Genomic DNA, 12,497 nt, shown 5'->3' on the forward strand with positions numbered 1-12,497 from the left:
TGACCGATCAACAACCATCTTGCTTGCATTAGATCAATCAACATAAGCCGCAAAATTTGCATTTCCGCATCAAATAACCCCCAATAATGAGCCGCAAACCTATCATTTGCGGCTCACATGACGAATTAAGTAAGAAATTCATATGTCTAGCAACACAAGTAATGGCTTGATTTTGTCTGTCAGAATAAAGTCTTCAAAGCAGGTAAAGAAGGCTTCCCAAACAATATTAGCGCTCAAAAATATGCCGCTTTAGCCAAATGTGCTAAAGCAACTACTACTCGCGACTTGGGCGACTTACTTTTGAAAGGCTGTCTTCGGGTTGAAGGTGTAGGACGTGGGATACGGTACTTTATTAATCATTATTAACTTCGCTGTTCAACTGGATGATTAGGGGGCCATGATAGCCAACTGATTTCTACTATTTGAAAATTTGATGGCTATTGCCAATCAAATTGGAGTAGGTTTATTTCTTCGGTAAAAAGTACAAACTTGGTATAGCAATAGGGGTGTAGTCATGAAAATAGTCTCTTTCTCCGAGGCAAGTAATAACCTCGAAGCTGTGCTGGATGGTGTGATTAATGATGCCAATACCACGCTGATTCGCCGAAAGAATGCAAAAAATGCGGTAGTGATGTCTCTAGATTGCTACAACGGTCTAATGGAAAGCGTATATTTGCTGCGATCTCCCGCCAATGCTGAGCATCTCAACCGATCAATTTCTCAATACCAAGCTGGTAAGCTAGTTGAGCAAGACTTGTTACCGTAAACTGCCCCTGCGCCTGAAACCACCTGGACTGACCCAATGCTTCATCTATACCAATCCAATCGGCTGGAGCATATGTTCCAGCAGCTATGCCAAATCCTTGAAACACCGCTAAAAGATCCAATGGCTGCCGAGCAGTTTGTGGTGCAGTCGCAAGGTATGGCGCGCTGGTTATCTCAGTCGTTGGCAGAGCGGTTTGGTATTCAGGCCAATGCGAAATATCCCTTTCCTTCGGCGCTAATATGGCAGTTGTTTAACGCCATGAAGCCCTTGCCAGAAACTTCACCATTTGCCTTGGATGCTTTGGTGTGGAGCGTGATGGGTCAGTTGCAGCCTTTGTTGGCAGATGCTGAACAGGCAGACAATCAACCGACAATTGCGGCTGATTCGGTGTTAGCGCCTTTGGCACAATATCTGGACGGTGATGAACCGCAGCTGCGGTTATTTCAGTTATCAGACAAAATTGCCGACACCTATGACCAATATCTGGTCTATCGCCCGGACTGGATTAGCTTATGGGAAGCCGGTGAAAATCCATTAGAGCAAATGGAAGACCAAGCTGCGCATTGGCAACCACAGCTATGGCGGCAAATTACTGAGCAATTAGGCACCGATCACCGAACCGGTTTATTGCTGGAATGGCTAGAAACCGCGACCCCGGAAATGGTCAAAGAAGCAGGCGTACCTGAGCGAATTATTTTATTTGGTATTCCAGCAATGCCGGTGTCGCATTTTATGGCATTCGTAAAGCTTGCCGATTTAATTGATGTGCATTGTTTTTTGCTCAACCCATGTGAAAAATTCTGGGATGATTTGGTAAGTGACCGACGTGCCGCCAGCATTAACTTAAAAAATGCTGCCAAGTTATTATTGCGTGATGATGATTTATTGCATCTTGACCAAAGCCACCCGCTGTTAGCCAGCTGGGGCCGGATGGGCCAAGATTTCCAGCGATTGCTAAATCACCAACAAATGGATCCACAAGGTGAATTTTTTGATAACCATGATGTGGCCGATAGCAACCAGCCAGTCAGTTTATTAAGCGCAATTCAGCAATCGATTCTTGACCTGCAATGCCCCGGCCGAGATAAAAACCCAGTGAACACTTGGCAACAAAATGACCGGTCGATTGTATTTCACTCGGCGCACAGCCCGTTGCGTGAAGTGGAAGTATTGCATGATCAGCTATTAAAACTGTTTGATAGCGAGCCAGATTTACAGCCAGCCGATGTGCTGGTGATGATGCCCGATATTGAATCTTATGCGCCATTAATCGAAGCGGTATTTAATAGCCCAGAAAGCTGGCAGCAGCGTATTCCTAGCTCGGTGGCCGACCGTCGTCAGGCGGCAATGTCGCCGTTAATTCAGGCTTTTAATGGTTTGCTAGGTTTGGCCGGTGGTCGCTTTGGCGCAGTTGAAGTGCTCGATTTACTGGAATATCGACCTTTGGCTGAAAAATTCGGCATCGAAGAAGACCAATTACCGAAATTGCGTCACTGGGTCGATAAAGCAGGCATTCGCTGGGGGCGCGACGCAGCACATTTACAAAGCTTGAATATGGACGGCGAGGCTCGCCATACCTGGCGCAATGGTTTAGATAGATTAATTCTCGGTTATGCCATGCCACCTAATAGTTCTCAAGATGCATTCTCGGCGGGCTGTGAATTATTTAATAGCGAACAGCCTGGTGAATTACCGATTGCACCCATCGATGCGGCAGAAGGTGAATCAGCACAATTGCTAGCCAGATTATGTTTATTTATCGACCAATTGTTCGAGCGGTTGCAACAACTAGAAGGCAGCTTTAATTCCAGCCAATGGCGAGAAAAATTATCGGCATTGGTGGCTAATTTTATTAGCCCCGACCAAGACCAAGCCGCTAGTTACCAGTTTTTGTTAAATGGTATTCAGCGGCTAGAACACACTACAACGGCCGCTGGGTATGACAAGCCATTATCATTGGAAGTGGTGCGAATTTGGCTTGATCGTGCGTTATCGCAAGCGATTCAACCAGGCAACTTTTTAACTGGCCAAGTCACTTTTTGTCAATTAGTGCCGATGCGGGCGATTCCATTTAAAGTGATTTGTTTGCTGGGAATGGATGAAACGGCATTTCCTCGACAAGACCGCCGTGCTGGTTTTGATTTAATTCGCCACCAGGGCCGACAAGGCGACCGAAGCCAGCGAGATGAAGACCGATATTTATTCCTCGAAGCTTTGCTTTCAGCGCGTCAGCAGCTTTATGTCAGCTATGTTGGCCAAGGCATTCGCGACAACCAATATCGGCCACCTTCAATTCTGGTCAGTGAACTGCAAGATTTAATTGAACAGGGTTGGCAAGATCAAAACGGTCAGCCGCTATTGCAGCAATTAATCGATAATCATCCGCTGCAACCATTTAGCCCGCGCTATTTTTCTGAAACTGATAGCAATACTGCTGAAACTGCCACAATGAGCAGCGCCCAAAGCTATTCAGCACAAGCCAGAGAACTGGCCGGAATATTAGGCCAGCAGCAGCTATGGCCCGGTTTAGGTAAGGCGAGTTCGTTGCTACCGGAAAAATCACTTGAAGAATCAGCTGACAAATCTGCAGCAGAAACCAGCCAATTGATTGCGATTAATGTTACGCAATTGGTCGAGTTTTTCTGTAATCCGGTACGTGGATTATTAAAAAATCGTTACGGTTTATATCTCGATGAACGATTTAATTTACCAGAAGATCGAGAAAGTTTTGATTTAGCTGGTAAAGAGCGTTATCAACTATTAGATGATGCAATAAAGCGCCGCTTAACCGGTGATAGCCAAGATAGCTTTAGTTTGTATCAGGCCCAAGGTGAATTACCCGGCGATAGCTTTGCCCAGTTACATCATCAAAAGTTAACGGTCGATGTCGATGCGCTGTTGGAGCACTTGCCAGCAGATATCAACAAGCCAGTAGATGATCAAGCGATTGATTTAATATTGGATATCGATACTTCAGCGCTATCGCAGTTATTACCCTCGGCAAATTCACAATTAAATTCAATTGACCGTTTTCAAATTAGCGGTCGAATTGACCATCTTTATTCTTGTGGCCGAGTATTGTGGCGGCCGACTCGAAAAACCGGCATTAATTTACGCGACCGAATTTGCCTTTGGTTACCGCATTTACTGTTATGTGCTGCTGATAGTAATTCTGAAGTTGAAGCGCCGGTTGTTGCAAAAAATAGTCAATTTGTTTGTATTGATCATCAAATTGAATTGCCAAAAATTGAAGCCGATACAGCGAAGCAGATATTGCAGCAATGGCTTAATTTCTGGTTAATTGGCCAACAGCAGCCATTGCCGTTCGCACGGCGAACTGTCGAAGTGTATCTGGATAAACGCTTGGCTAAACGCAAACCACTAGAGCATCAACCGGCAGTTAATGCCGCGATTGGTGATTGGCTGGATGGCCGCAGAACCCTGTGGGGAAAAGATCCAGCTGAAAAAGATGACCCGTGGATGCTGGCGGCTTTTGGTCAAACGGATCAAACAAACCATCCGTTCCAGAGCGACTTATTTGAACAACTGGCCGAGCAGTTATTACTGCCGATGATGGAAGCGACTGATCCGCAATAATTGGAAGCTTAGGCGAATCGCCTGCGCTCCTAGCATTACAAACCCTTCAGATATTGATTATTAGCCGTCGGTTTTATGTGCTGATGCAGCAGCTCTGCTGCATCTTCTTGCTGATTTAATAGCGACTGGAATTGTTTTAACAGTGTGGTGTGAACAAATACTTCAATCAGCATGTTGTGCTGGTGAGCGATTGGAGATAACTCGGCAATTTCAACCAGGTTGAGCTCTCGAGATAAATTCACTCGGCTGGCGTTAAGCTGGCTAACAAAGCCAATTTGCCCGGCATTATGAGTGGTCACCTGAGTTGATGCATGTACATCAAGACTGGGGAAATAATGTTTTAGTAAATAAAACAGCCCGATATCTTGAACGATAGCACCATCAATAGCCGTATTGACCAGTTGATTAAGCAACTTGAACAATGCCGGTAGCTCTTGCTCAACCACAACCACATTTAAGGTGAGAAAAATTTGGCATTGGTGCTGGTGAGCCAGATTCAGTAAGCCATTGAGGTTATCAAAGCTGATGTTGGCGGCACGGGTTCGGGCATTAAAATGATCGAGCCCACAGTAAACTGCATTGGCACCGGCAATAATCGCCGCTTTGCGCCGCCGGGTGCTAATAATTCTCACGAGTCTACTGCCATGGATAACTGCCTAATATAAAATCGATTGTCACATGCAAGGCTTACCATTCTAATCGACTGTTAATTAAGTGTCATTGAGGCAGGTTAGATACCGATTGAAATAGTGGATTGAAGCGATGAATCGGGAAAGCTTGCCATCGCGACAGCAGTTTCAATCTGGTAAACTTCTCCTATGAATGAATTATTAAATCTTTTGAGCCAAGCTTGGCTAAGCCGCTCAGAACTCCAAGCGCAATGGCAAAAAGAAAACACTGATTGCTATCGAATTTTCCACGGCACCAATGAGGGTTTGGCAGGCACTACGCTAGATCGCTACGGCCCTTTGCTGATTCTTCAGACTTTTCATGAAGCATTGAGCGATGATCAATATGCTCAAGTGAAGCAGTTTTCAGCGCAACAATTTCCAGACTTGCACCTAGTTTATAATGATCGAAGCCCAAGTAATTCTCGTATTAAAGAGACGGTTAGCGAGCAGAATCAGCTTGATCGCACACCACTGATTGGCCATGAATTGGGGATTAACTATCGGGTACAAGGTCGTCACCAAGGCCAAGATCCCTGGTTATTTTTAGATTTACGGGCAGGTCGCCGTTACGTTAAAGAAAATTGTGCCGGTAAAACGGTGTTGAATTTATTTTCTTATACCTGTGGTATTGGTATTGCCGCTGCTGTTGGTGGTGCAAAACGTGTAGTGAATGTCGATTTTGCTGAATCATCTTTGGCAGTCGGTATCGAAAACGCCCAGCTAAATGATTTAACGCAAGTTGAGTTTATTCAGTCAGATGTATTCCCGGCGATTAAACAATTTGCCAAGCTGCCAATTACCACTCGCCGTAATAAGAAATTACCTAGTTATCCTAGGCACGCCGCCGAACAATTTGATCTGGTATTTTTAGATCCGCCTCGCTGGGCGAAAAGTGCTTTTGGTAATGTTGATTTAATTCGTGATTATCAATCATTATTTAAACCCAGTTTATTGGCTACCAAAGAGGGTGGGCAGTTAATTTGTTGTAATAATGTGGCTCAAGTTGATCGAGATGAATGGCTTGAATTACTACAGCGCTGTGCAATAAAAGCGGGCCGTCCGTTAAAGAGCATTGAGGTTTTATTACCCGATAGTGACTTCCCCAGCCCAGATGGCAACCCGCCATTGAAGATTGCGATTTGTCAGCTGTAACGGTGCAGAATTAAATCATCTTACCGTTTTAGAGAATAATATATTGGGCAGTGCCGTACTTGGCATTGCCTATTTCAAGCTAAGTGAGGCCCAGTGTAGGTAAAGAAACATAAGATAAAGGATCAATTGTTTGCAGCTATTTTTTATATAGATAAATCATTTCTTTCTTCAAATTATTCGCTCTTGAAGTTCTTTATCGATATACCTTACTTCATCAATGAAAAAAGGGAATGAAATGTTCTTTACTAAGCTTTCTAATTTTATTAAGTATTTAATTATTTCCTCAACACCTTCTCTGTTTGCCTCATAGATAGAAAGCCCTAGGCTTGGTTCAAATAATAGAATAATATTTTTTCTACTTAAAATAAAAAAAGAATGAGTTTCATTGCGTGGCGACACAAGGAAAGTAAAATCTTCGTCTTCAATTAAATTCATCATTAAAAATGAAGAAAGGCGAGAAGCATACATACTTTCAATCAATATAAATATGTATCCAAGGAATACTGAGTACCTATATTCCCCCATAATTTTTTCTTTTATTGAAGCACCCTCATAGATTCTTTGATTTATCATTGATTGTAGCGGCTTAGGCTTGGATTTTATTAACTCAAGGCGGAAGCTTTCTTTCGAAAAGTCAATGTTTTCTATGTTTATCAAAAAAGCCATGCAAGAACCAAAGCAGTAGCCGCTTGCTGCTGTTTTTTTTCTATTCCGAATGTAATTAAATGATTTATTTTCTGTTTCATATAATAAATTAAGAGATTTTTTAAGAGCATCCATTTTATATTATCTATCCATATGAAATAATTGTATCGAAATATAAGGAGTAATTAAAAAAACAGCAAAAATTACTAACCAATAAGATTTTTTTTAAAAATAAAAAGCGTCCCTGCCTTTAAATTGACTAGACATCTCTGTAATAAATAGAACTGGCCAGACCAGCCAGTACAGAGATATGCCTACTCGGAGCAGTTATATTCTGCAACATGATCTAATCTTGTGTTGTGCGGTAGCGCTCAGATACCCAAGCCACTTTAATCAATTCCTCGCTTACATGGATGTAAGTGCTTAGGTTCAGTCTAGAACTAACAGTCTGTGCCTAAAGATGTTTTTAACTCCAGCTTGGTTTGGGTATATTTACAGCGATAGGCGTTATCAAGACCAATGGCTAAAGAAAATGGGGATGTACGGATGAACCCTTCTCAAACTAAATTAAGCAAGCCAGTTTTTCTTTTAGGTGATTGTGATCTGCTGCGTTCTACCCAAGGGCTAGATGGAGACAAGCTCTGGTTGACCCGATTATTGGATTACTGTGAAACCCCCGATCCTAGAGTTGCCTGCGTCAGCATTGACCAAAGGGTCGAGCAGCTGGGGCTGGAATTTTCTTCGGTGATTGTGGCGATGAAGCAACTAGGAGTTACCGATTGCCGTTTGGTAAGTGCCCACCCAGACCAAACGGAAAAAGAGTGGTTATTTGATGCTGATTTGTTGGTCATTATTGGCAGCAATAGTTTATCTGAGCGACAAACCTTCTTTAAAAGCCAGCTATTCGACATGATCCATGAAGTAGTTGAGCAAGGCGTGACTGTGATGGCGGTGGCTGACGGTGCAGAGAGCTTGGGTTATTGGCAGGAGGATGCCAGTGGTGACTCGTTAATGCCCGGTTTGGAACTGATTCCGGCAATGATTCGCCTACAAGAAGAAGCCGAGCCACAACCGCAATTAAAAGAATGGATTAATACCCTGACCAAAAAAGATCAACCGATGGTGGGTTTAGGGGTTTGCTATGGCGGTGCAGTGATTATTCACCCAGGTTTCAAATTAGAACCGATTGGCATGCCAATGAGCTGTTTAACACCGATTGATGATGAAATAGAGCAAGAATTAGTGATTCCTGAGCCTTGCTTACAAAGACATCGCCTGCATTAACTGTATTTTTGCTAGCGATGTTTCCTCTGAAATCAGCTTCGCTGACATAGCCTGAGTGACAGTTTATGCCGGTTTGGCTTGCGTAGTTTTGACTGATTACCGTATAACACAGGTATATTTGAATGCCGTTGGTTTAGCCGACGGCCTTCAACTCTGGAATTAAATACCGCGCTAGAGGTTTATTTCATGTTCAATAAGTTCAAGAGCCTGTTTGGAAGCAAACCACCTGCAGCAAGAACATTAGAGCACGCCCGAGATTTACAAACTGGCGATATGATTCAGCTGGATGATAGTTTTTCTCTGCCAAAAGATTTGCGCGGCGTGATGTTCACGGTAGATGGCATTAGTACCTGTGAATATGAGCATTCTCGCCAGGCGGTTTTTACCTTACAGGGTGAAAACGGTGAAACGCGTTATCTATCTATCGAAAAAGATAGTGGTACTGAACAACTGGCTTTCTCCCGCCCTATTACTCGTGAGCAAGTCGGTCAACTATTCGACCTAGAACAGTTCGCAGAAGTATTTGGTGAGGGAAATGGTACTCGCTTACAGCGCCAGCAGGCACCGGCTGATTTAGCTGAGTGGAGTGATGATGCTTATGTCGAAGAAGAAGACGCAGAACCTGCTTATTTGCACGAAAATAGCGATTACCGCCAAAGCGCGCCACCGGCTAATTCTGGTGAATCTTATCAGGCTTATTGGCTGGAAAATGACCAAGGCAGCCATGCGATAGAAATTGAAGTCTATGAAAGTGGTGAAACCGATGTTTCCCTAGTTCGCTTAGAACCGCTTCATCGTATTCGTGAACTTTGGCCAGCAGGCAGTAAATAAATGACCGATAAAACATCCAACATTAATGGTTCAGATGCTTTGCCATCTCGCTGGCAAGGGTCGCTAGATGCATTAAAAGCGATTCAGGTGGCTTTTGATCTGACTGCAGATATTCAACGGAATATTCGAAAAAAAGCAGTCGATCAGGATATCTCTCCTTCTGATATGCTTCGAAAAATTCTTGATCTACCGGTGAAAAGCAGACGGGTTCGCCCTCGCTTAACCATGTCTTTAACGCCGGAAGATCAAAAAATGATGGCAGAACGCTATAATCTCGATCCAGCCGATACCCATGCAATTCGCCAGCAGGCAGCTGCAGAGTTGAAAGCTTGGGCAGAAAAGAAAAAATAACTAATCTCCAGAATGGCTTGGCAACATATGCTCTTTTTTTCGCTTCGACGATCAAAAATTCAACACTTGCGTGAGCAGCTGAATACTCGGCTAACTGCGCGTATTCGGCGAATGTTGGTTTTGTTGTTTATGCTAGCAGGCGCTCATACCCTTACAATTAGTTGGCTGGAAGGTATGTCGTTGGGTGATGCCTTGTGGCTTACCGCCACCACGCTCACCACGGTGGGTTATGGTGATATCTCAGCTAGCACTGCAGGTGGCCGGTTGGCCACGGTAGCCTTTTTGTATCTGGCTGGTATTTTTGTACTGGCGCAGCTAGCGGGCGATTTTATCGACTTAAGAATTCAACACCGTGAGCGCAAAATGCGCGGGCAATGGGACTGGAAAATGAAAGAGCATATTGTACTGGTTAATGCACCAGCCAATGACACGATTAGCTATTTGCACCGTCTATTAATTGAGCTAAGAAAAGTGCCTACTTTTGCCGATATGCCGGTGGTACTTATTTCAGACCAGTTCGAGAATGGCCTGCCAGATAAACTACTTAAGCTCGGTATGGTGCACGTTCACGGTAATGCGCAAGATAACCATGCCTTAGCCGATGCCTCGGCGCAACATGCTGCTTATATATTGTTATTGGCGCAAAATGCATTTATGGATAGCTCAGATTTACTGACCTTCGATTTACTCGATCGGTTTGCTAGCAATCAATATCCAGCAACGATTGCTTGTGAATTTGTTCGAGATGAAAACCGGGAGCGCTTTAAGCGACTAGGTGCCAGTTCAGTTATGCGGGCACTACGAGCGCACCCGGAAATGCTGGTACGAAGCTTGGTAACACCAGGCTCAGAGCAGTTACTAGAAAACTTATTTACTCAAGATGGTGTACATATCGTTCGTGTCGATATCTCAATTAGTGACCATAGTTGGAAGTCAATTTGCGGTAAGTTACTTGAGGTAGGTATTGGAACGCCATTGGCTTATGTTTCGAATGACGACCAAGTAATTAGCCAGCCACCATTTGAAGAAATAGTGAATGCTAAAGGTTTACTGCTTTTACAAGATTCTGCTTGCGATGTAGATAAAAATTGTCTGGAAGGTATTTTCTAGCATTGGTTAAACTACTAACAACAGACATAAAAAAGGCGCTAAAAATTATTTTAGCGCCTTTTTCATTCAAATATAGCGAAGACTATTTGCTCATCGCTGCTACGGCAGCTTTAGCGCAGGCTTCGTCATGCTGGATATAACCACCGGCAATACCGATGGCTGCAATCAGTTTTTTATCCTTAGAGAATACTGGCTCACCGCCACCGATTGGTAGTAGGCCTGGGAATTGGTTAAAAACTGGTTGTTTTTGAGTGATTTCATAAACCTTTCCGGTAGGCATTCCCCAAGAAAGTGAAGTTTCAGCTTTTAAAGTTGCGCCGGTATATGAAGCGGGTAATGCCTCATCCATCCGCATCGAAGCTCGAACATCCATGCCGCGATCGACAATAACCATCGACATGTTCCAGCCTTTTTCTTTTGCTAGAGTCATACAAGCCTGAATACCAGCTTGTGCTTTCTCGGCAGTTAAGTATGGACGAGATGCTTCAGCTTGAGCCGAAGTAGTTACTAATAATGCGCTGGCTAACAAAGCAGAGACTACTACTAATTTCATTGTCGAATCCTTTTTCTAATGACAGCACAATGTACCATTTTTTTTAAAATGAAACATTCATTCATCTTAAATATTTACCCTAATATCACTTACCAGTAAGTTTTATAATTAAAATGTCAGCTATATTAAATTCTTGCTACTAATTGATATAAAAGTTTAAGCTAAAGTTTTGGTATGATACCTGGTATGAATATATGCTACGAAAGGTATGTATTCAGGTAATATGACTTAAGAGAAAAGAGCTTATTGAAAGAAAAAATTTATGAGCAGTTACTCTCTTTGATGTGTCAATTGAGGGTTAGCTGACGGAAGTTTCCTTCCACTAGTTGCGACTATTTTGATTATTCTAGTTTTTTAGTTTCCTTTAGAACTAAGCAACTAAGCTGTTAGGGTTGAAGGCTAACGTACAGACTGCTCAGGCATCTTATTTTATTTATCGAGACCTTTAATTTATGAGAACATGTTTTTTTTGGATTTTATCTTTGTTGATTTCGAATGTCTGTGGCGTTGCTTTTGCCGAAGACAGTCTGCTCAGTAAACTACAACAAGACAAATCTCACCACACAGAATCAGGATTTACTAACCCTTATTTAGATCTTGAACCTAGCGTTGTTGCTTTTTTAAAAACACGCTATTTTGGTGACTTGAGCTGGCCAGATGAGCCAGTAAATTATCGAAAGTTTTGGCAAAAAGCGGATCTACAAAAAATAGATAATCCCTCAGAAAAACCACAAGCCACTTTGATTGGCCACTCGACCGTTTTACTGCAATACCAAGGGCTGAATATTCTGACCGACCCTATTTTTTCCGAACGAGCATTTCCAGTTCAGTTCGCTGGACCAAAACGTTACACCCCAGTTGCTATCAAACTTGAGGATCTGCCTGAAATTGATTTAGTGGTAATTTCTCATAATCACTACGACCACCTTGATAAAGATACTGTGAAAGCGCTAGGTGACAAACCGTTATGGTTAGTGCCGCTGGGGTTAAAATCTTGGTTCACTAGTTTAGGTATTGATAATGTTCAGGAACTAGATTGGTGGAGTGAGTATCGGTTCAAAGGCCTGACACTTCAGTTTCAACCTAACCAGCATTGGTCTCGCCGTGGACTATTTGATACTAACAAGAGTCTTTGGGGAGCTTGGGCATTTATCTGGCCAGACTTTACTGCTTGGTTTGGTGGTGATACTGGCTACAACGATGTGCAGTTTAAGCAAATTGGCCAAGTGTTGGGTGAAGTCGACCTAGCGATGATTCCTATTGGGGCTTATCAGCCTCGCTGGTTTATGAAGTATCAGCATATTAACCCTGATGAAGCAGTGAAAATATTTCAGGATATTAATGCAAAATCAGCATTTGGTATTCATTGGAATACTTTTGTTTTAACTGCTGAAGCAATCGATCAACCGCCAGTCGACCTAAAGAAAGCATTGGTTAAAAATAATCTTTCGGTAGATAGCTTCCGCGCAATGCCGCTAGGTGAAACATACCAATCAAATTAATAGGTTAAAAAAACATTATTGTTATTATCTGTTGA

Annotated in this window: 11 protein-coding genes; 8 read left to right on the forward strand and 3 right to left on the reverse strand. The window is 42.9% G+C overall.

Features of this window, described 5'->3' with window-relative positions:
* Positions 1-514: 514 nt before the first annotated feature.
* Together DC094_RS13765 and recC are read left to right on the forward strand one after the other, a co-directional pair.
* The gene (locus tag DC094_RS13765) at positions 515-766 is read left to right on the forward strand and encodes a type II toxin-antitoxin system Phd/YefM family antitoxin (RefSeq protein ID WP_116687678.1); all 252 of its coding nucleotides are present in this window, start codon (positions 515-517) and stop codon (positions 764-766) included.
* A gap of 36 nt (positions 767-802) precedes the next feature.
* Positions 803-4,363, forward strand: a complete 3,561-nt coding sequence (gene recC, locus DC094_RS13770; protein WP_116687679.1) for an exodeoxyribonuclease V subunit gamma — start codon at positions 803-805, stop codon at positions 4,361-4,363.
* Positions 4,364-4,398: 35 nt separating this feature from the next.
* Here recC and DC094_RS13775 read toward each other — a convergent pair whose 3' ends face one another.
* Complete coding sequence (locus DC094_RS13775) at positions 4,399-4,995, reverse strand: peptidase U32 family protein (protein WP_206605661.1); 597 nt, start codon at positions 4,993-4,995, stop codon at positions 4,399-4,401.
* Between the two features lie 186 nt (positions 4,996-5,181).
* Between DC094_RS13775 and DC094_RS13780 the strand changes: the two genes are divergently transcribed.
* Positions 5,182-6,186 carry a class I SAM-dependent rRNA methyltransferase gene (locus DC094_RS13780; RefSeq protein WP_116687680.1) on the forward strand — a complete coding sequence of 335 codons (1,005 nt, stop codon included), beginning with the start codon at positions 5,182-5,184 and terminating at the stop codon, positions 6,184-6,186.
* A gap of 168 nt (positions 6,187-6,354) precedes the next feature.
* On the opposite strand, the gene DC094_RS13785 is transcribed toward DC094_RS13780, so the two are convergent.
* On the reverse strand, positions 6,355-6,966 hold the full coding sequence (locus DC094_RS13785) for a hypothetical protein (protein ID WP_133245556.1): 612 nt from the start codon (positions 6,964-6,966) through the stop codon (positions 6,355-6,357).
* A 384-nt stretch (positions 6,967-7,350) separates the two neighbouring features.
* Between DC094_RS13785 and DC094_RS13790 the strand changes: the two genes are divergently transcribed.
* The 4 genes from DC094_RS13790 (at position 7,351) to DC094_RS13805 (ending at position 10,407) form a co-directional block, all read left to right on the forward strand.
* Positions 7,351-8,115, forward strand: coding sequence for a type 1 glutamine amidotransferase family protein (locus DC094_RS13790; protein ID WP_116687682.1), 765 nt, complete (start codon positions 7,351-7,353; stop codon positions 8,113-8,115).
* A 186-nt stretch (positions 8,116-8,301) separates the two neighbouring features.
* The gene (locus DC094_RS13795; RefSeq protein WP_116687683.1) at positions 8,302-8,946 is read left to right on the forward strand and encodes a hypothetical protein; all 645 of its coding nucleotides are present in this window, start codon (positions 8,302-8,304) and stop codon (positions 8,944-8,946) included.
* A complete protein-coding gene (locus DC094_RS13800; RefSeq protein ID WP_241504053.1) occupies positions 8,947-9,297 on the forward strand; it encodes a hypothetical protein in 351 nt (116 codons plus the stop codon).
* A gap of 27 nt (positions 9,298-9,324) precedes the next feature.
* A complete protein-coding gene (locus DC094_RS13805; protein WP_158527327.1) occupies positions 9,325-10,407 on the forward strand; it encodes an ion channel in 1,083 nt (360 codons plus the stop codon).
* A gap of 82 nt (positions 10,408-10,489) precedes the next feature.
* Here DC094_RS13805 and DC094_RS13810 read toward each other — a convergent pair whose 3' ends face one another.
* Positions 10,490-10,960: a GlcG/HbpS family heme-binding protein gene (locus DC094_RS13810; RefSeq protein ID WP_116687685.1), complete on the reverse strand. Its 471-nt coding sequence runs from the start codon at positions 10,958-10,960 to the stop codon at positions 10,490-10,492.
* Between the two features lie 482 nt (positions 10,961-11,442).
* On the opposite strand from DC094_RS13810, the gene DC094_RS13815 reads away from it, so the two are divergent.
* The gene (locus tag DC094_RS13815; protein WP_158527328.1) at positions 11,443-12,462 is read left to right on the forward strand and encodes an MBL fold metallo-hydrolase; all 1,020 of its coding nucleotides are present in this window, start codon (positions 11,443-11,445) and stop codon (positions 12,460-12,462) included.
* Positions 12,463-12,497 lie beyond the last annotated feature (35 nt).

The sequence above is a fragment of the Pelagibaculum spongiae genome, assembly GCF_003097315.1.
GTDB classification, from domain to species: Bacteria; Pseudomonadota; Gammaproteobacteria; order Enterobacterales; family Pelagibaculaceae; genus Pelagibaculum; species Pelagibaculum spongiae.